Here is a 19,255-nt window from a genome sequence, read left to right as displayed (position 1 = left end):
TTACATATTATATGTTTCTTTAATTTCCAGAAGTTTTGCCACCAGTTCCCGCCGCTTTTGAATCAAATGGCCCTGCAGCCGGGGAAAAATCAGAAAAAGCATAAAGGTCCTCAGCCGCTTCACCGTCAGCTTTAATCTCATCCAATAGCGCAGGGCAAAATAGGTGGAGAATATCCCGCCCGGTATCAGGGCCGGTGCCAGTACAACGGCCTGGGGCCCGAAAAATGCAAAACAGGCGGCACCGGCACAGCCGTACCATAATACAAACAGGGCCGTGCCGTAAAACAGGTAATTGGTGGCCCAATGGTCTTCATCTTTGGACATGCCCCGCACCAGGGCGGCAAGGGCAAGAAAGGGAAGACCATTGACCAGGGCCGCCGCCCCACAGATCAGTGCGCCCAAGGCCAGGATTTCCGCCTCCCGGAACACAAAGAACACCGCCCGCCAGAACCGGACCGGCAAAAAAAGATTTTCGGCACTGATGCCCAGGGCCTCCTGTTCGGTTTTCAGGGAGATGGCGTCCTGTTTTATACCCCGGATCTCCCGGGTGTCCGGCAGCCGGTAATAATTCTCAATGAGGTAACGGGCCGTCCGGATAAAATGCGCCGGCAGCCGGTCCCCCTGATCCACCGGCAACGGCATGCGGTTCATCCGCTGGTAAATCTCGCTAAGCCATACCAGAAGCTCGGCATCCCCTTTGTTTTCCGCCTGGACCGTCAAAGCGGATATCTCTTTTTCCAGCGTTTGGGTCAGCGCTCTGTGGTCCGGAGAAGCACCGGGGATAATCCATTGAGCCGGGTCAATTGGCGCACCGATCTCCACCATGATCCGGGACCCGAATTCTGCCTTGCCCCCATAAAACAGGCCCGCCGGCAGGATCACCAGCCCCCCGCCGTCCGGGCGGGCGGCTGCATATTCAAGGGCCAGCCGGGCCGCCCCGGTCTTGAAGGGCATCATGGAGGGATTGGAATGGCTCTTTCCCTCGGGAAAAAAACAGAGGATTTCACTGCGGTCCAGTGCCCTGAAACAATGGCGGAACGCCTCCCGGTTCTGCCTCCTGTGCTCCTTGTCCTGGCTGTCCCGGGCCCGGGACAGGGGGATGATGCCCAAAACCCCTGATACGGAACGGATCAATGGATTTTTCCAGAGGGCGGCCTTGGCCGTAAGCTTCAGGGAACGGCCTATGGCCGCTGAAATGGCAAAGGGGTCCACAAAGGCGTTGGCATGGTTGCTGACCAGAAGAACGGGCCGGCCCGGCTCCGGCAGGTGGGCCAGCCCCCGGACCTGGACCCCGCCGAAAAAATGGTGGATGAAAAACCGGCAGACCCGTGCAAAAACAGTCGAGCGGGGGCGATGCATCCCATGTATTTTTTCCGCCGCCACCACTGAAAAGGAGGCAATGGCAAACCCTGCGGCAAGATCGATGAAATAATGATAGCGCAGCAGCATGGTGGCGAAAAAGATACCCAGGGCCAGTGGGATATACAATAGCCCCCGCAGCTGCCCCCGCCGGATCTCATAAAAACAGATAAACCAGGTGGCGCCGATGTGGAGGCTGGGGAATGCCCCGTGGGGTCCTCCTGCGTTTTCAATGGTCTTCAGGACGAGGCCGTGAAAGAACCCGCCCCTGAGGGCCGCATCAAACGCATTGGCCATGAACACCACCGGCCCCTTTGCCGGCACCAGCAGGTAGCCCAGAAAGCTGAGGGCATAGGTCAGGGTCAGGGCCGTGACAAAAACCGCCCGTTCATCCGCCTCCCGCCCCAGAAGGCACAAAAAAATGGAAAAATAAAGATAGGGGATAAAGCCGCCGTAGGCGATACTGAAAGCCTCCACCACCTTTGGGGTGGCAAACTGCGATAAAAAAACCACGGGGGAGCCGCCCATAAAAATCAATCTGTCCAGGGCCGATAAAACCGGGTCACCATCCCAGGGAATCACATCAAACACCAGGCCGGCAAGCACCATGTAAAGGCTGAGAATAAAAAGGATGGACACCAGGGACCGGGCAAGGATGCCGGTATTGGAACCCGGCAGTTTTACCGCCGCCCGGAGCCCGGCCAGATACCCCGCCCAGAGCAGCAGGCATATCCCCGCCCATTTGGGATGGCTCTGCACCGCCGTCAGGCTGGATACCACCAGGACGCCCATGAGCATGTGCACGGGCAGGTGGGGCCATGAAAATAAAGATTTCAATGGAAATTTACCTTTCATTGGGATCCTGAATGCCATTGAGTCCCCGGGAGCGGCGGGCTATCGCCGGTCCCCCCGCAATTGGGCCACCACCCCGCGGAGATAATCTGCCCCGGCATTTTCAGGGGCAATCACCGGCCCCACCCGGTACTCGATTTTTGAAAAAAACCGTCTGGGAAGCTTCATCAGGGCGCCCCCACCCTTGTGGCTGAAAAAGCTGCCCCACAGCCCCCTCAGGGCCGAAGGCACCACGGGAACGGGGTTCCGGGCCAGAATTTTTTCGATGCCGCTGCGGAACTCGCCCATGTCGCCGTCGGTGGTCAGCCGGCCTTCGGGAAAGATGCAGACGATATCCCCATCCTCCAGGGCCTGGGATATGGATTCAAAGGCCTTTTCATAGAGTTCGGGGTCCTTTTTCCTGGCGGCAATGGGAATGGCCCTGGCAGTCCTGAAAATAAAATTGAGCACCGGAATTTTGAAGATGGCCTTGTCCATGACGAACCGGGCCGGCCGCCGGCAGAGGCTGGCCACCACCAGGGCGTCCACATAGCTGACATGGTTGCAGACGATGACCGCCGGGCCCTCGGCGGGGATCAGGTGGAGATTCTCATGTTTGATCCGGTAGATGATATGGGTGAGGACCCAGACCAGGCAGCGCATGGTGAATTCCGGCACCAGGGTATAGATGAACACGGCCACGGCAATATTCATGAGCACGATAACGATGAAAAACTGGGGAATGGTCAGCCCGGCCACCCCGAGAAAAACCGCTCCGGCCACGGCGGCCAGGACCATGAGCAGGGCATTGATGATATTGTTGGCCGCAATAATCCGGGACCGGTATCGGGGCAGGCTCCGGGTCTGGACCAGGGCAAAGAGGGGTACAATATAGATCCCGCCGAAAACACCGATGAGCACCAGGTCGGCCAGCACCCGGATACTGCCCGGAGTCCTTAAAAAATCCGCCAGCCCCATCAATACCCCCGGGTCCGTCCCCTTGTAGGCCATGGCCAGGTCAAGCCCGAAAATACTCAGGCCAAGGGAGCCGATGGGCACCAGGCCGTATTCCACTTTTTTGCCCGAGAGCCACTCGCAGAGCAGGGAACCGGCCCCGATGCCGATGGAAAACATGGTCAGCAGCAGGGTGGCCACATTTTCGGACCCGAAAAGCACATTCTTGGTAAAATTGGGAATCTGGGTCAGGTAGCAGGCCCCCAGAAACCAGAACCAGGAAATGCCCATGATGGAGAGATAGACCACCCGGTCCTTCCGGGCCAGTTTAATGATGTCCACGGACTGGGTAAAAAGATTCCAGGAGACTTTCAGACCGGGGCTTGCCGGATCGGCCACAGGAATTTTACGGCTCACCAGCCATCCGGCCAGGGCCGTGGCAATGACGGCAGCCGCCGCCCATCCCCGGCCCTGGTTCACCAGGATGCCGCCGCCGATGGTGCCCAGGAGAATGGAAACAAAGGTGCCCATTTCCACCAGGGCGTTGCCCCCGATAATTTCGGTGTCGTCCAGGTGCTGGGGCATGATGCTGTACTTCACCGGCCCGAAAAAGGTGGACTGGGTGCCCATGAAAAACAGGAGTACCAGCAGCAGGGCCGTCTGCTCGTAATAAAGAGCAAAGGCCGCACAGGCCATGATAAGGATCTCGGCCAGCTTGATTTTCCGTATCAGTCCGGATTTTTCATATTTATCCGCCACCTGGCCGGCAAAGGCGGAAAAGAGGAAAAAGGGCAGGATAAATAGCCCGGCCGCCAGGTTGATGAGGATGTCGGAGTTGCCCCCTGCCCCGGCAGCGGACTGGAAGGCGATCATGAGAATGAGGACATTCTTGTACACATTGTCGTTAAAGGCCCCGGCAAACTGGGTCCAGAAGAAAGGGGCAAACCGTTTCTTGCCCAGGAGGCTGAACTGGTTGTGATTTTCCGGCGGCGGAACGGACTGGGAGGATCGGGCCATGGCAATTCCTTTGTGAATGGGGCGAAATGTAAAATTCAATCCGAGGGGCCGGGAATCCGTTTCCGGCCTTCCCGGAATTCATATGACAGATGGGCCCGATGGTCAATATATTTCACACCTTGCCCGCCCATAACCGCTGCCCTCCCCTTTCCCCGGGACCTTTTTTTCAAAAAAAACACCATTCCCGTCTTGCATTGTCCGGCCATTGTGATATATTCAGGACCTCGTGCAGGCCAGTAGCTCCAATTGGTAGAGCGCCGGTCTCCAAAACCGGATGTTGGGAGTTCGATTCTCTCCTGGCCTGCCACTCCCCCCCCTTCCTCTGTTTTTTCACCTGATCATTTTTTTCTCCATAGATTGAAGGCACCGTCAGAATAATGGGAACCAAACCCGTTTAATTCCATGTAACGAACCCATTTAAGTGCAATGGCCTCAAAGGTCCCGTCATTCTTTATCTCCTCTGCCGCTTTTTTCCACTGGTTGACCATTGTCATCGGAGTGCCGTTTTTAGATATGATGATATAGGATTCCACGGTGTTGGTTGTGAATATGGGATATATGTCATTGCAGTCCATTTCCGGTTTCCGGCAGACATTTAAAAGGCCTGCGGAAGCAAAATACATGGCGGAAACTCTGTTCCCTATCAGTTTTTTTACATTTAATTCATGGGTCGACACCGGATCAAGGTTTGCGAACCCTTTGGATTCCAGTAATTGTTCCCATACAGAGGACCGCATCACCCCGATGGATTTCAGGGATTTTGCATCGTCCAAGGTGGTAATGGATATCGATGCGCCTTTTCGGATAAAGAAACTGTACCTGATTCTGGTAATCCTGGTGATCCAGTGGAATTTATTTTCCCTTTCCTTTGTTCTTGTGGCAGTAAACGCAACGACATTGGGCTGTTTAAGGGCATTCCGGTAGGTTCTGGCCCAAGGATACTTTCGTATGGGATCTGTGTTGCCGATCCGCCTTTGTATCTCTCTCACCACATCAACAGAAATACCGGTAAGACGCCCTGAACTGTCCGTAAAACTTCCGGGAAACTCTTCCAGGGTATTTATCAATAATTCTGAATTTACCGCCCCTGCTGTGCCTAGGTTGACGATAAGCAACAATAGAATCAGATAGTTTATTTTTTTCATATTATTTGGCCTTGTTGGATGAGCTTCAGGATAAATCAGAAGGAGATTTAAAGTCAACCCAGGGCGGGAGAAGCTGAAATACAAGGAGGGTTCTGCACTGACGGAGGGGCATTCCGGATAGGGGGGAATATTGTAGATTCATTCACCCCAGATTTCCGGTTTAACCAACTGCCTGATCGCTGTGTTGAGGGCATCAATCGTGGCTTTATCCACAGACTTATTGCACATGAGATACCGCTTATTGCCTGGGGGGATATCAGGGAACGCAAGCAAATCAAAGAGGGACTGCTTTAGCCCCGCTTCATTAATCAGGGATTCCGCCTCCATCGGTGCGATGATGATATAATCAATACGTTTTTTCAAAATCATCGCTATCAATTGAGCGGCGGAAGAAGATACTTTTATCTGCCTTGGATGATACCTGATGATCTGCTGGTCTATATACCCGCTATACCGGTATGTGGCGACCGTCCCCATGGTCATTGATCGATCTGAGAATAAGGCGGTAAGCGACTCGTATTTATCAAACCTGCTTTTTGCTTGCTTGAGAACGAGGACTGAAAGGGGGGTGTTTTGATAAATGGCCAGGGTAAAATTTGCAAATGACAGCCGGTCCGCTTTGAAAAACCAACCGGGTGAGCATACCGCACAATCCGTGTATTGAAACATAGAAAGAATACGGTTTGGCGGCAATGACTGCCATGAATGCGGTATTCCGGCGGTTTTAAATATCTCGTTTGTCAGATCCGACAATATGCCTTTTACGCTTGAATTCTCGGTATAATAAAACGGCGGGCGTTCGATGTATGCAATCACAATTTCGCCGGCGGACGCATGGACGCCGGACATGGTTAAGAGGGCCAGGCATAACACGAATTTTTTGAGTGTTCCCATAATAACGCCTCGGTGTGTGATCATCACGAGACCGCCTATGTTTTAATGCGCAAGATGCCGATTCTAACTTTTTTACGACTTTTGGATCCTTCCATATTCATATCAGATACGGGATGGGGCATAAAGGAAAAACATCAATCATCTATTCCCAATGATGTGGCCGCTCAAAATATAAAACGGCCGCCGGGTGGCAAATTCCGGCGGCCGTTTTACAGGGTATAATAAGGAGGTTATGGAGCCAGTTTTCTAAGCATCAAAAATGGCACTGGACATAACCTACTCATTATCTTTCATTGTGTCAACAAAAAAGTTTGTAATGCATAACTTTTTATCAATTCATTCAAGGTTAACCAATTTTAGCCAGGACTCTGGATGCCCACTTGGTATCCTTCATCCGGCCCTGGATGCTGGTGCCCAGCTGGGAGAGGGCTTCGTTGGAAAGCGCCTTGTTTTCGGCTTCTTCGTAAACCGCAGCAGCGGCATCGGCATCGCCGGCAACCAGAATATAGGTTTCAGCCAGGAAAATCAGATCGTTGAACTTGGTCAGTTTTTCGCCGGCCTTGGCCAGGAGACCGGAGATGATGGACTTATCCGTGGTCTGTCCCTGAACCATTCCCACCAGTTTGGCATATTCGGACTTGTCGTTGCACAGGCTTTCTGCAGTGTCGTAGAGAGCCATGGCTTTGGCACGGTCGTCCAGCAGGTTGAGGGCGGCACCGGCCACAAAGGTATAATCGTACATGGTGGTGCAGGCCTTTTCAGCGGCTTCCAGCAGGCTGGCGGCCCAGTCTTTATCGTTAAACTTTTCAATGGCCACTGCAGCCAGTTTGATCCGGTCGCCGTTGCCAGCAACCTTGTTGCCCAGGCCGGTGTAAATTTCCTTAACCCAGGCATCGTCCTTAAGGGTGGCAGCGATAGCCGTGGTCAGGGTATTGTAGTCGCCGAAGCTCTTGCACTTGTCCAGGAGGCCCTGGTAAATGGCTTTTACCCATTCGGCATTCCCCAGGTCGGCATTAACGGCATCGGCCAGCTTGATGGCGTCGGAGAAATGAATGGTGAGTTCTTCAGCCATCTTGTACAGTTTGGCGGCATAATAGGTGTCGCCGGTTTCCGCAACCACTTCGGCGGCCAGGGCGCGCATGGGGGCGCAGGTCTTGTATTCGCCTTCCCTGATGCTGAAATCGTTGTAAAGTTTTTTGAACTCTTCCCGTTTTGCTTTCTGGAAGGCGCAGGCTTCTGCCCATTCTTTATCATCGGCAGCCACGTCAACAACGGCGTCGGCCACTTTGATGAAGTCATCGTTGTTCTTGATGGCTTCTTCAGCCTGTTTCAGCACGGGGATGGCGGCGGCATTGTCACCCAGGTCCTTGGCCAGTGCCAGGGAGAGGGATACCAGCTGGGCACAGTCCGGGCCGGTGGCGGCAGCCTTCTGATACACGCTGGAGGCAAATGCTTTGTCGCCGGTGGCCTCAAAACCGGCCTTGGCCAGTTTCAGGTAATCTGAGAACCCAGTGTACTGCTCTTCGGCTTTTTTGAATACGGAGAGGAGGAAATCCTTGTCGTCCAGCTGTTCCTTAACCACTTCGGCAAACTTGAGCAGTTCGTCGCCCTTTTCCAGGGAAGCCACGGCTTTCTCAAAAATAGCACGGGCCAGGTCTTTGTCATCCAGATCGGCAATGGCGCCGGCGGCCAGGGCCTGGAAATCGGCTGCGGTCTTGGCGGCTTCCATGCCTTTTTCGTACACGCCTTTGGCCTTGTCAGCGTCCTTGAACATATCCAGCATGGCCTTGGCAAAGGCAACAAAATCAGCCGGGGTCTTACATTTGTCAAAGGCCTTGTCCAGCACGCTCTGGGCCATTTCAGGATCATTGGCCTCGGTGGCCAGGTGGTTGCTCAGTTCCAGAAAATCGGTGAGCTTGGTGCATTTGCTCATGGCGGATTCGCTGATTTCCTTGGCCATATCGTCAAGGCCCAGCTTGCCGGCGGCACCGCCCAGGGCCAGGAAGTCGGCCGGTTTGGTGCAGAGCATTTTGCCGTTTTCCAGGAAGGTGCTCACCACGTCGTCATCGCCGATGATCTCTTTTGCGGCTTCGGCATAGGTCACGGCATCGGCATAGGTTTCGGCCCACTCAGCCCCTTCTTCAAGGAGTTCGGCGGCCCATTCTTTGTCATCAAGTCCTGCAACGATTTCTTTGGCTACGCCAATATACTCTTCCGGCGCATCACACTCTTCCGCTTTTTCTTCCAGTTCTTCTTTAAGTCCCATAATTTCTCCTTAAATTTTGGTGGTCCATATCAATTTTCAGGTTAATCACAAACCCGTTATATTTTCATTAAATCGAATATCCTATTATCATAAGGGATTTCATTGTACAAATCTTTTTAGACATAACCAGGGGGATCAGCCTGGTCTGCCAACGGAAAAAAACAATTTCATGGGTGCTAAATCCCCAAAATTCAAAAATGCCGGGCGGAAGAGGCTTTCCTGAAAACCCTTGAATTTTTCCTCAATTAGGGGTATCCCCGGCCAATGACGATACAGATGATCACAAACGGGCTAAAGGCATTTGACATGAGGACCCTGGTCTTCATCTATCTTATGGTAGTCTACATTGCAGCCTACGTACTGGCCGTCACCTGGTTCCAGACCCGGAAACGGTTCAGGGGGATCAGCGGATTTGTTTTGTATTTTTCCCTGATCGCCCTGGGCATCACCCTGAGCCTTTTCAGGGGAGCCCTGCCCGATGTCCTGACCGTGGTGGCGGCCAACGGCCTTATGTTTGCAGGGCACCTTAGCTTTCTGCAGGGCATGGCACGCTTCCTGGGAGTGGGCCTGAATATCCGGCCCTACCTTATCCTGGGGATTACATTCATTGCCCTGTACAGCTGGTTTTCCCTTGTCGACCCGGAGATCCGCATGCGGATCATCATCTTTTCCGGATTTGTCCTCCCCTCCCTTGTCCATTCGGTTTACCTGATTTTCGGTAAAGCCGATGCGGACCACCGAAACTATGCATTCAATGCAGGGGCCACCCTGACATTGTTTATTCCGGTCTACCTGTTGCGGATCTATTACGGCGTCACCGGCCCCGCCCCTGACACTTATTTTACCACCCCCATGCCGGACAGTTTTTTCCACCTGCTGGGCCTGGGGCTGACCATTCTTCTCACCCTGTCCCTGCACCTGATGATCAACGCCAAACTGATCCACCAGGCCGAGCGCCATGCCCTGGAACAGGAAGAACTGGCATCCCGTGACGGGCTCACGGGACTGTACAACAGAAGAAAAATGTCGACGCTCCTGGAAAAGGAATTGTACCGGTTCCGGCGGTACGGCCGTCCCTTTTCCGTCATTCTCTGCGATATTGATTATTTTAAACGGGTAAACGACACCCTGGGCCACGATGCCGGGGACCGGGTACTGCTTTCGGTGGCCGCCACCCTGGACCGCAATATCAGGTCCGGAGATGCCGCCGGGCGGTGGGGCGGAGAGGAATTTCTGCTCCTACTGCCCGAGACAATCGAAGCCAAAGCGGTGGAGACCGCTGAAAAACTCAGAAACCAGAATTTGGACCGCCAGCCCTTCGAAAGGGAGGGCCAAAGCCCTGTAACCATCAGTTTCGGCGTTGCCCAATGCCGTCCGGGCCTGGACCTGACCCGCATCCTGAAACATGCGGACCAGGCGCTCTACCATGCCAAGGCCGGGGGCAGAAACCGGGTTGAATCCCACAGCCGCATTTTAAATTAATGATATACAAGGAACACCCCAATGACCCCACATCATCCGTCACCCTATGCTTTTTTCAACCGGCCTGCAGCCGGTGCCCTCTACCAGGCCCTGACACCGGACCCCTTCTACTACACCCTGGAACGGTGCAGTTCGAAAGATCCCGGAGCCGCCCGGGAAGCCATGTTCCGGTACATGGACTATTCCATGGCCGAAGCACGGGAACACGGCAAACTGACCCTGACAGAGGACGGCGCATCCGGTGCGGCCATCTGGGCCCTCCCCCTCCCGCCGGCCAGTGAAAAGGCAATCGCTGCCCGGAAAAAGGACTTCATTCTGACCCATCTCGGTCCGGAGAGCCTGTCCGCCTACACCGACATCGTGGCGTTCATGGCCGAAAAAACCGGCGATGTGGTCCCGGAGGATGCCTGGTATCTATCCATTTTGGGGATAGTGCCGGGACACCAGGGCCAGGGACTTGGAACAAAATTAATGGCACCCGTTCTCCAAGAGGCGGATACCCAATGCCTGGCCGTATATGCGGAGAGCTTCACCCCGGAAAATTTCGGATTTTACAGAGGATTGGGATTTCATACAGAAAAAACCGTTTCAGAACCGGTGACAGGATCTTCATACACCGTTCTGGTAAGGCCGCCCAGGGCCTGATGAACCGGTGACGGATCAAAAGGGAGAAAAACATGACGGATCATTCTCAGACCATTGCCCGGGCCGCCGCCCTGATCACAGAGATGGTTATGGAACTTCATTTCAGGGGCTGTGAAGACACCCACCCCCTGATCAAAAGAGCCGGTGAGCTGGTCCCCATGCTCGAGGCCGTGGGAAACGGGACCCATCCGGATAAAGAGGAGAACGGCAGGACCGATTCTACCCCGCCTCAAACACTTCAGTCAATGGCGGCGGAAACCGTATCGGCAATGGACCTGGAAACGATGCTGGACCGGGGAGAGGTCACAGGAACGGAGCTGGCAGAAGCGGCATTCACCTTTGAGAATGAACTCATGGCGCTCCTTGGCGATGACAATACCATGCCCATGGAGGCCTATTCGGGGATGGACGAAAGCGGATTGATCAAGGTAATCGGCGCAGCCGTGGACAATATCTGCCGGCTGCGCTCATCCTGAATCAGCTCTCAATCAGTTCAATGACGGACTGCATATCCGCCAGGACCTTTTCCTTTGATACATCTTCCCAGCCATCATACTTGATCCGGGTCAACTCCTTGAGAAACCGTCCCAAAAGCTGGGTGTATTTGGCAGCCCCGCCTAAACCGTCGGTGGGCGTGCCCTTGATCTCGCCGCTTTCCCTGCGCTGGTCCTGAATCTCGTTAAATGCCTTGTTGATTGACTTTTCACCGGATTTGACCTTTTCACGGATTTCCTGGTCGCCGTGCTCCAGAACTTTTCTGGCCTTATCCACCTTGGCCGGGCTGATGCCCAGTTCTTTCGCGCGTTCCTCGTTCACGGCCTTGCGGGTCTTTTTCGGGGCTTCCTCGCCCTCTCCGTCCTCCCCCTGGCCGTGAATATTGTCCAGCAGGGCCAGGCATTTAAGGATATCCTCATCGGACATATTCCGCCGGTTCCGCTGGATATGAAAACTGTAAAGCAGGGCGTCGTCTTCGTTGTCAAAGGATTTCATGACCACGGGCACCTGTTCCAGCCCCAGGTCCCGTGCCGCCGTAAACCGGGTATGGCCGTCCACTACAATGGCCTCTTCCTCCCAGACCACAATGGGGAAAACCGGGTCAAACCCGTTGGATTCCATGTCCTGGCGGATGGCGGCCAGTGTTTCACCGGCAATGGGAAAAAGGGTATCAAAGGGGTCCCGGGTGGTTAAGGTACCTGTTTCGACTATCTGGGTGCTTGCTTCCATAAATTTACGTAATTCCTGATATTTTGCTTGGGTTAGTGATTCAGGCGGCAGGTTATACACGAATTCCGATAAAGATTCAATATCCTGCATGGCGGAGATACCGGGACCCCGATAAAGAACCACTGCAGGGGGCCCGTTTCAGGGATTTTATATTTATTCTGCCGCCCTTGTATGGTATGTCTTTTTTTAATTGGCTCAAGATGTTTGATTAAGATTTCCAGGCACCCATGCCGCAACGTCAACAGCCCTCTGCCAGTGGTCCGCCAATAAGCGGGAAAGGATGAAAAAAAATGCCGGACCTAAAAAGCCAACCCGAATATTACAGGGTAAAGGAATACATCACCGGCCTGTTGAACGGCACGGTGCCGGCCCACGGCAAACTGCCCTCGGAGCGGGAACTATGCGAAAAATTTTCTGTCAACCGGAACACGGTCCGCCACGCCATGCGGATCCTGGAACGGGAAGGCGCCATATACAGTGCCGGCCGCCGGGGCTGGTTTGCCGGCGGCCGGCGCCTGGTCCTTCATCTCTCCCGGAACTTTGTCAATTTCGACCGGCTGGTCCGCTCCCAGAACATGCACCCGGAGTGGGAGATCATCGACCAGGGCAAAATCCCCGCCACCGGGGAATTGTCCACCCTGCTCCAGGCGCCGGAAACCACCCCATTGTATTTCAGCAACGAGGTGGGACTGGTGGACGGCAGAAAAGTTTATTATGACGAAAACTATTTCCCGGCCGCCCGCTGCCCCGGTATTCTCCCCAAACTGACGGACCGTCCCACCACCGATGTATGGCGGGAAGATTACAAGGTGGCATCCATAAAAGAGTATATGCGTATCCGGCCCATTGTCCTCCACTCCCATGTCAGCGAACATCTCGGGGTCTCCGCAGGCACACCGGGCCTGTTCATCCGAAGTATCAGAACCGACCCTGACAAAGAGGTCATCTGGCTGGAATACACCTTTTGGCGCAGCGACGCCATTGAATTGAGACTGGAAAATTAAATAGAGACAGGCCATGAAACTTACCGTTCTTGTGGACAACAATACACTCATTGACAGATATTTTACAGCGGAACCGGGGCTCTCCCTGCTCATTGAGGATGGGGAGACCCGAATCCTTTTTGATACGGGATACTCGGATCTCTTCATCCGGAACGCCCAAAAAATGGACAAGGATCTCTCCTGCCTGGACCATGTGGTGATCTCCCACAGCCACCTGGACCATACCTGGGGCCTGGATCCCCTGTGCCGGTTCCTGGCGGAGCGGGCCATGGAAGGCCGCCCCCCAAAGCGGCCGGAACTTACGGCCCATCCGGAAATCTTCGCCTCCGCCGGAATGGCGGGGTTCCCGGAGTTCGGTTCCCTGATGTCCCGGGAGAAAACCGCCCGCCATATGGACCTGAACCTGAGCCGGAAACCGGTACGACTCACGGACCGGATCACCTTTCTCGGGGAAATTCCCCGGGAAAACGATTTTGAAGGGAAAACCGCCTTCGGCAGTAAAGCAAAAAGCGGGCAGCCCGACCTGGTCATGGACGATTCTGGCCTGGTCTATGAATCGGATCGGGGCCTGGTCATTATCACCGGGTGCGCCCATGCCGGAATCTGCAACACCATTGTCCACGCCCAGCGGGTCTGCAAGCAAACCCGGGTGGCCGATGTCATTGGCGGCTTCCACCTTCTGGCCCCTGGCCGGGACCAGCTCAGGGGCACCCTGGACTTCTTCAGGGCCCTGGCGCCGGCAGCGGTCCATGCCTGTCACTGCACCGACCTCAACGCCAAAATCGCCCTCGCCGGAGTGGCGGAAATCAAGGAGGTGGGGGTCGGTCTCAGTCTGGACTTTTGACACGGTCCGTGACCTTATTTTAACCGGGTCCTCTGCCTGGCCATTGACCAGGATATCATCCGTGGTAAGATCATCCCCGAATAATGCTGAGGAGACAAAAAATGGGATTGGATTTTTCAACCGCCGTTCTGGGACGCACCGGCCTCAACGTGGGACGGCTGGGCCTTGCCGGCAGTTACGGTGCCCCGGCCCGGGCCTATGAGGCGGCATTTGACAGGGGATGCAATTACTTTTATTCCGGGTCGGGCCGGAAACGCTCCCAGATGAAACTGGCCATCCGCCATCTGGCGGAACAGGGACAGAGGGACAAAATGGTGGTGGCCGTCCAGACCTACGCCCGAATGGGCCTGATGACCGAATTTTTCTTCAGGCAGGCCTTAAAATCCATGGCCCTTGAATATGCGGACATCCTGATGCTGGGCTGGCACAACCGCCCGCCGTCGGAGGGGCTCATGGATCTGGCCCTGTCCATGAAGGAAAAGGGACTGGTCCGTTTCATCGGCATGTCCGGCCACAACCGGCGGCTTTTCAGCCGGCTGGCCAGGGACAGCCGGTTCGACCTTTTCCAGATCCGGTACAATCCGGCCCACCGGGGGGCGGAAACCGATTGTTTCCCCGCCCTTGAAGCTGCTTGTGGAGACAATCCTGAAAACGGGTATGACCATCCGGGCCGTCCGGGCCTGGTCACCTATACCGCCACCCGCTGGGGGCACCTGCTCAAAGACAAATACATGCCTAAAGGGGAGCCTCCGCTTCAGGCATCCGACTGCTACCGGTTTTCCCTGTCCCGGCCCCAGGTGGATGTCTGCCTCTGCGGCCCCAAAGACGAGGCCCAAATGGCCCATGCCCTCACCGCCCTGGAAAAGGGCCGTCTTTCCCCGGAAGAAACAAAACGCATCATCCGCATCGGCGATCATGTCCACGCCACTGCAAAAGGATTTTTCAACTGAACCCAAACCGGAAATATCAATCATGACAGAGACAGCAATAAAGGAACTGGTCAGAACCCAGTACGGCATTGATGCCCAATTGACACGGCTGGCCGGAGAAAACGAAAATTATCTTGTGGAAGCCGACGCCGGCATGGCCTATGTCCTTAAACTGGCGGACCAGGACACGGATACCGGCCTGATAGAAGTCGAACACCTGGCCGTGGAATCCCTGATCGAGGCGGGCCTTCCCTTAAACCTGCCCAGACTGATCCCCACCCGGAACAACGATATTGAAGCCCGGTACCGGGCCCCGGACGGGGGGCTTTTTCGGGGCAGGCTTCTGGCCTTTGTAAATGGCGCCCCCTGGTGTTCCGACGCCCCGGCACCCAAGGCCAGGCTGGCGGATTTGGGCAGTGTCATGGGCAAAATGTCCAGGGCCATGTCCGCCATCATCCATCCGGATACCCGGCGGACCCACCACTGGGACCTGGCAGAGGCCGGCCAGCACCGGCCTTCGGTGGATCTCATCCAGGATCCCGGCCGCCGGCAAATCCTGGAACAGGTGTTCCTGCAATTTGAGGCCATTGCCACCCCCCGTCTGCCCCGTCTGCCCAGGGGGCCCATCCACGGGGACATCAACGACGACAATGTCCTGATATTAGGGGACCGGGTGGCCGGCATCCTGGATTTCGGGGACTGCCTGGACAACCCCCTGGTCTGCGAACTGGCCATTGCCCTGGCCTACCATACCCTGGACGAACCCGAGCCCCTGGAAGCGGCGGCCCTGGTGGTGGAAGCCTACCACCGGGAACGGCCGCTGGACCTGGATGAAATCGAGGCGCTCTTCCCCCTGATCTGTGCCCGGCTGGCCGTTTCCGTCATCATATCCGCCCAGCGCCGCACCATTGATCCGGACCGGGAATCCTGGTTTGTATCAGAGGAACGGGCCTGGAAAAAACTGGAGGAATTTTCCAGAATTTCTCCTGCGTCCGCCGCCCGGACCCTGGCCGCACGCACCGACCTTAAGCCCTACCCCGTTCCGGGCCGGCCCACCCAGGTGCTGACCGAAAAACGGCGGCAGTATATCGCCCCCTCCATGTCCCTTTCCTATAACCGGCCCGTAAAAATGGTCAAAGGCCGGGGCCAATATCTCTATGACGGAAAAGGCCGCCCCTACCTGGACCTGTACAACAATGTCTGCCATGTGGGCCACTGCCATCCCCATGTGGTGGCAGCGGGCCAGCGTCAGATGGCCCGGCTCAACACCAACACCCGCTACCTTTACGACGGGCTGGTGGATTATGCCCGGCGGCTCACCGCCACCCTGCCCGATGAACTGGACACCTGCTTTTTCCTCAATTCCGGCAGCGAAGCCAATGAACTGGCCCTGCGCATGGCCAAAACCGTCACCGGCCGGGAGGATATCCTGGTGGTGGACAATGCCTACCACGGACACACCCAGGCCATGATCCACATCAGCCCCTACAAATTCATGGGCAAAGGGGGGAAAGGCACCCCGGAACCCTGGGTCCATGTGGTGCCGGTGGCCGACGGCTACCGGGGACGGCACAAGGGACAGGGAACGGCCGCCGGCAAAGCCTTTGGTCATGACCTGGGAAAAATCCTGGCGGATATGAACCGCCCCGTGGCCGGATTCATCACCGAATCCCTGCTCTCCTGCGGGGGGCAGGTCATCCCCCCTGCCCTGTATTTCAAAACCGCCTTTGACCATGTCCGGCAAAACGGGGGGCTGTGCATCTGCGACGAGGTACAGACCGGATTCGGCCGTACCGGCAGCCATTTCTGGGCCTTTGAATCCCAGGGGGTGGTGCCGGACATCGTGGTCATGGGCAAGCCCATGGGCAACGGCCACCCCATGTCCGCCGTGGTGACCCGCCGGGAGATCGCGGACCAATTTGCCAACGGCATGGAATTTTTCGCCACCTTCGGCGGCAACCCGGTTTCCTGCGCCATCGGCATGGCCGTACTGGATGTGATTGAAAATGAGGGGCTCCAGGCCCATGCCCAAAAGGTGGGTGCCCACCTGCTGGAAGGGCTCATGGCGTTGAAGGATCGCCATCCCCTCATCGGGGACGTCAGGGGGATGGGGCTATTCATCGGCATCGAACTGGTCCAGGACAGGGAGAGCCTGGCCCCGGCGGCTGATAAAGCAGGGCGGGCCGTAAACCTGCTCCGGGAGGAAGGCATTCTCCTGGGCACCGACGGTCCCTTTGACAATGTCATTAAAATCAAGCCGCCCATGGTGATCACCGAGGCGGATGCAGATATGTTTGTCCGTGTGTTTGACCGAATTCTAACTGGTATTCAAGGATAGGAGGCAGCAATGACGGAAAAGGCATTCCAGGATTATTATCCCGACGAATTCAACCATTGTTACGGATGCGGAAAGCTCAACCAAAAGGGCCACCAGCTCAAAAGCCGGTGGGACGGGGACGAGACCGTGGCCTATTTTACCCCCAAACCCCACCATACCGCCGTGCCCGGATTCGTATACGGGGGGCTCATCGCCTCCCTGGTGGACTGCCACGGTACCGGCACGGCAGCCGCCGCCGCATACAGGGAAGCGGGCCGCCCCCTGGGATCGGACCCTTCTCTTCGCTTTGTCACCGCCTCTTTGCAGGTGGATTTCAAAGCCCCCACCCCCCTGGGTCCGGAACTGGAGATCCGGGGTAAAATAGAGGAAATCACCCCTAAAAAAGTGATTATGACCATTGAGGTAAAGGCGGAAGGCAAGGTTTGCGCCCTGGGAAGGGTGGTGGCGGTACGCATTCCCGACACAATGTTCAAATAGTGTTTAACCCAACCACAATACGTTGCTTCAAACATTTAAAATATGGAGGATCCAAGTATGTCAAAAACCGTATTGTTTGCATTCCGGGGAGATCCCCTATGCTTTATCCATGTGCTGCTCAACAGCCTGGACATGAATGACCGGGGCCAGGAAGGGCTCATTGTTCTGGAAGGGGAAGCCGTAAAACTGGTGGGAGAAATGTCGCGGCCCGGGCATTTTCTCAACGCCCTTTACGAAAAAGCCAAGGCCAAAGGGCTGATCTACGGGGCCTGTAAGGCCTGCGCCACCAAGCTGGAGGCACTTGAGGCCATAAAGGAAGAAGAGATTCCCCTGGTGGGGAAAATGGCCAACCATCCTTCCATGGGGGAATTCATGGAAAAGGGATACAGAGTCATCACCTTTTAAAGGTCACGGACCGGTGCGGCGTTCCCTGCGGCGCCGCACCGGTCCGCCCTTTATCTTACCAGGGAGAATCCCAGGCGGATAATATCCTCCCGCTGGTCATAAATCAGCAACTGGTCCGAATACCCGGTCACATACTGGGCATGGAGATACATGTCCACAAAGCCCCTGAACCAGGGAATCCGGTCCAGAGGATAGGAAAGGTCAAACTGCCAGGTCCCGCCTTTTCTGCCCTGCCTGAAATGATTTTCCAATACAAAGCCCTGGGGGTCGCCGATCTTGTTTTCAATATCAAAGTATCCCCGGTAATCGGCAAGGTCCCCGTTGCTTTCATCTTCATTGCGGACGTAAACCCATGCCTTGGGCGCAAATTTCCAGTGCAATTGATCCGTTAATTTAAAGGCGAAAAAGGGCTGGATGTATCCGTAATTGGTAGACCGGGACAGATCGCCGCCCCGGCCGTTGGACTCGTGCTGGAGCCCTGCCCTTCCCCCCCATGCCGTCAGCCAGGGCAGGGAGATGTCGGTGTTCGTGTACTCGTAAAACAGCTCGGGCATATACCTTGAATCCTCAAAGGGGGCGGAATCGGATTTCAGATCCCAGAAAGACTGCTGGGTATAGGCCAGGCGCAGGTTCTCCAGTCCGGATAGATACTTTTTCCCAAAGCTGCCCCCATGGAAATTAAACAGTCTGTACTTAAAGGAAATCTGAAAACTGGACCCCTGGATTCCCGGATCCAGGCCGAAAAGGAAATAGACGGGCTTATGTGATGAAAAATTCACCAGAAAGGGCTGGAACTGCCGCCGGATTTCCTTATCCTCCCCTTTATCCTCCCCCCCATTCTCAGTGCCGCAGGCCATTGCCCCCGGCCTTCCGTCACCATCCCCGGGAGATGCTTTTGCAGCACTGAACATGACCGGGGTATTGCCGGGCACCGACATGGTCAGAATGCCGGCCATATCCTCTGGAAGGCAAAAGCCATAGATTTTTTTGACAAACCCCTGTGCCGGGACCATCGTCCCACCTAAATTGTCCTGAACCCGGGCCGTCACGATTAGGGAGCCCCCGGACTCATTCTCAACAGACAGCTCAAGTTTGTCCGGTACCGCCGTTGCCTGCCTAGTGCTGTTGGTAAAGACAGCCGTAAACCGGATGGGGGTGCCCGCCTTTGCATTTTGAGGCGCCGACAGCAGCAGGTCCGGCCCCGCCACCTCCCCTGCAGCGGCGACGGCCGTTCCCCATAAGCCAAGCAATAGTACCGCAATGCCCCATATACCTTTTTTCATGCGTTTTCCTTTTTGTGATCCTTGTTCATGGGCCAAACGTGGATTGCCGGCAGGAAGGACTCCCCTTCCTGCTCACCGCCCCAGCCCGGCATCTGCTTTTATCACGTCAAAGGCGAAAATGACAACTGCCGGAGCCGTCTTTATTTTTCCCCGCATCA

The 19,255-nt window shown here is 55.6% G+C and carries 16 protein-coding genes and 1 tRNA gene; 10 read left to right on the top strand and 7 right to left on the bottom strand.

All coding sequences use genetic code 11. From position 1 onward, the window contains the following. Both HUN04_21945 and HUN04_21940 read right to left on the bottom strand, forming a co-directional pair. A complete protein-coding gene (locus HUN04_21945) occupies positions 1-2,196 on the bottom strand; it encodes a phosphatase PAP2 family protein (GenBank protein WDP92238.1) in 2,196 nt (731 codons plus the stop codon). Between the two features lie 57 nt (positions 2,197-2,253). Beyond that, positions 2,254-4,161 carry an MFS transporter gene (locus HUN04_21940; GenBank protein ID WDP92237.1) on the bottom strand — a complete coding sequence of 636 codons (1,908 nt, stop codon included), beginning with the start codon at positions 4,159-4,161 and terminating at the stop codon, positions 2,254-2,256. A 230-nt stretch (positions 4,162-4,391) separates the two neighbouring features. On the opposite strand from HUN04_21940, the gene HUN04_21935 reads away from it, so the two are divergent. Further along, positions 4,392-4,468: transfer RNA gene (locus HUN04_21935), tRNA-Trp, on the top strand. A 31-nt stretch (positions 4,469-4,499) separates the two neighbouring features. Here the strand turns inward: HUN04_21935 and HUN04_21930 are convergent. From HUN04_21930 to HUN04_21920, 3 genes are all read right to left on the bottom strand, one after another. Further along, positions 4,500-5,306, bottom strand: coding sequence for a transporter substrate-binding domain-containing protein (locus HUN04_21930; protein WDP92236.1), 807 nt, complete (start codon positions 5,304-5,306; stop codon positions 4,500-4,502). Between the two features lie 138 nt (positions 5,307-5,444). Continuing rightward, complete coding sequence (locus HUN04_21925; protein WDP92235.1) at positions 5,445-6,200, bottom strand: transporter substrate-binding domain-containing protein; 756 nt, start codon at positions 6,198-6,200, stop codon at positions 5,445-5,447. A 346-nt stretch (positions 6,201-6,546) separates the two neighbouring features. Continuing rightward, positions 6,547-8,466: a hypothetical protein gene (locus HUN04_21920; GenBank protein ID WDP92234.1), complete on the bottom strand. Its 1,920-nt coding sequence runs from the start codon at positions 8,464-8,466 to the stop codon at positions 6,547-6,549. 264 nt (positions 8,467-8,730) lie between these two features. Between HUN04_21920 and HUN04_21915 the strand changes: the two genes are divergently transcribed. The 3 genes from HUN04_21915 to HUN04_21905 are packed head-to-tail and all read left to right on the top strand — an operon-like array spanning position 8,731 to position 11,069. After that, the gene (locus HUN04_21915) at positions 8,731-9,948 is read left to right on the top strand and encodes a diguanylate cyclase (GenBank protein WDP92233.1); all 1,218 of its coding nucleotides are present in this window, start codon (positions 8,731-8,733) and stop codon (positions 9,946-9,948) included. A gap of 21 nt (positions 9,949-9,969) precedes the next feature. Further along, entirely contained in the window at positions 9,970-10,593 is a 624-nt protein-coding gene (locus tag HUN04_21910; protein WDP92232.1) for a GNAT family N-acetyltransferase, read from the top strand. A 32-nt stretch (positions 10,594-10,625) separates the two neighbouring features. After that, positions 10,626-11,069: a hypothetical protein gene (locus HUN04_21905; protein ID WDP92231.1), complete on the top strand. Its 444-nt coding sequence runs from the start codon at positions 10,626-10,628 to the stop codon at positions 11,067-11,069. Position 11,070: 1 nt separating this feature from the next. Here the strand turns inward: HUN04_21905 and HUN04_21900 are convergent, their stop codons facing one another. Then, positions 11,071-11,817 carry a ParB N-terminal domain-containing protein gene (locus tag HUN04_21900; GenBank protein WDP92230.1) on the bottom strand — a complete coding sequence of 249 codons (747 nt, stop codon included), beginning with the start codon at positions 11,815-11,817 and terminating at the stop codon, positions 11,071-11,073. A 290-nt stretch (positions 11,818-12,107) separates the two neighbouring features. On the opposite strand from HUN04_21900, the gene HUN04_21895 reads away from it, so the two are divergent. The 6 genes from HUN04_21895 (at position 12,108) to HUN04_21870 (ending at position 17,814) form a co-directional block, all read left to right on the top strand. Beyond that, the gene (locus tag HUN04_21895) at positions 12,108-12,821 is read left to right on the top strand and encodes a GntR family transcriptional regulator (protein WDP92229.1); all 714 of its coding nucleotides are present in this window, start codon (positions 12,108-12,110) and stop codon (positions 12,819-12,821) included. Between the two features lie 13 nt (positions 12,822-12,834). Continuing rightward, complete coding sequence (locus HUN04_21890) at positions 12,835-13,665, top strand: MBL fold metallo-hydrolase (protein WDP92228.1); 831 nt, start codon at positions 12,835-12,837, stop codon at positions 13,663-13,665. 101 nt (positions 13,666-13,766) lie between these two features. Beyond that, on the top strand, positions 13,767-14,615 hold the full coding sequence (locus HUN04_21885; GenBank protein ID WDP92227.1) for an aldo/keto reductase: 849 nt from the start codon (positions 13,767-13,769) through the stop codon (positions 14,613-14,615). Between the two features lie 22 nt (positions 14,616-14,637). After that, positions 14,638-16,932, top strand: a complete 2,295-nt coding sequence (locus HUN04_21880; protein ID WDP92226.1) for an aminotransferase class III-fold pyridoxal phosphate-dependent enzyme — start codon at positions 14,638-14,640, stop codon at positions 16,930-16,932. A gap of 9 nt (positions 16,933-16,941) precedes the next feature. Next, complete coding sequence (locus HUN04_21875) at positions 16,942-17,409, top strand: PaaI family thioesterase (protein ID WDP92225.1); 468 nt, start codon at positions 16,942-16,944, stop codon at positions 17,407-17,409. A 57-nt stretch (positions 17,410-17,466) separates the two neighbouring features. Further along, complete coding sequence (locus HUN04_21870) at positions 17,467-17,814, top strand: cytoplasmic protein (protein ID WDP92224.1); 348 nt, start codon at positions 17,467-17,469, stop codon at positions 17,812-17,814. Between the two features lie 50 nt (positions 17,815-17,864). Here HUN04_21870 and HUN04_21865 read toward each other — a convergent pair whose 3' ends face one another. Then, entirely contained in the window at positions 17,865-19,097 is a 1,233-nt protein-coding gene (locus HUN04_21865; protein WDP92223.1) for a phospholipase A, read from the bottom strand. Positions 19,098-19,255: the final 158 nt, after the last annotated feature.

Source organism: Desulfobacter sp. (assembly GCA_028768525.1).
GTDB lineage: Bacteria > Desulfobacterota > Desulfobacteria > Desulfobacterales > Desulfobacteraceae > Desulfobacter.
Note: the sequence above shows the minus strand (reverse complement) of the source record. Positions and strands in the feature narration are given on the sequence as shown.

Bases quoted from the DNA above. Each gene is read 5' to 3' on its own strand.
- HUN04_21940 (WDP92237.1), bottom strand. From the start codon at position 4,161: ATGGCCCGATCCTCCCAGTCCGTTCCGCCGCCGGAAAATCACAACCAG.
- HUN04_21930 (WDP92236.1), bottom strand. From the start codon at position 5,306: ATGAAAAAAATAAACTATCTGATTCTATTGTTGCTTATCGTCAACCTA.
- HUN04_21925 (WDP92235.1), bottom strand. From the start codon at position 6,200: ATGGGAACACTCAAAAAATTCGTGTTATGCCTGGCCCTCTTAACCATG.
- HUN04_21920 (WDP92234.1), bottom strand. From the start codon at position 8,466: ATGGGACTTAAAGAAGAACTGGAAGAAAAAGCGGAAGAGTGTGATGCG.
- HUN04_21915 (WDP92233.1), top strand. From the start codon at position 8,731: ATGACGATACAGATGATCACAAACGGGCTAAAGGCATTTGACATGAGG.
- HUN04_21910 (WDP92232.1), top strand. From the start codon at position 9,970: ATGACCCCACATCATCCGTCACCCTATGCTTTTTTCAACCGGCCTGCA.
- HUN04_21905 (WDP92231.1), top strand. From the start codon at position 10,626: ATGACGGATCATTCTCAGACCATTGCCCGGGCCGCCGCCCTGATCACA.
- HUN04_21900 (WDP92230.1), bottom strand. From the start codon at position 11,817: ATGGAAGCAAGCACCCAGATAGTCGAAACAGGTACCTTAACCACCCGG.
- HUN04_21895 (WDP92229.1), top strand. From the start codon at position 12,108: ATGCCGGACCTAAAAAGCCAACCCGAATATTACAGGGTAAAGGAATAC.
- HUN04_21890 (WDP92228.1), top strand. From the start codon at position 12,835: ATGAAACTTACCGTTCTTGTGGACAACAATACACTCATTGACAGATAT.
- HUN04_21885 (WDP92227.1), top strand. From the start codon at position 13,767: ATGGGATTGGATTTTTCAACCGCCGTTCTGGGACGCACCGGCCTCAAC.
- HUN04_21880 (WDP92226.1), top strand. From the start codon at position 14,638: ATGACAGAGACAGCAATAAAGGAACTGGTCAGAACCCAGTACGGCATT.
- HUN04_21875 (WDP92225.1), top strand. From the start codon at position 16,942: ATGACGGAAAAGGCATTCCAGGATTATTATCCCGACGAATTCAACCAT.
- HUN04_21870 (WDP92224.1), top strand. From the start codon at position 17,467: ATGTCAAAAACCGTATTGTTTGCATTCCGGGGAGATCCCCTATGCTTT.
- HUN04_21865 (WDP92223.1), bottom strand. From the start codon at position 19,097: ATGAAAAAAGGTATATGGGGCATTGCGGTACTATTGCTTGGCTTATGG.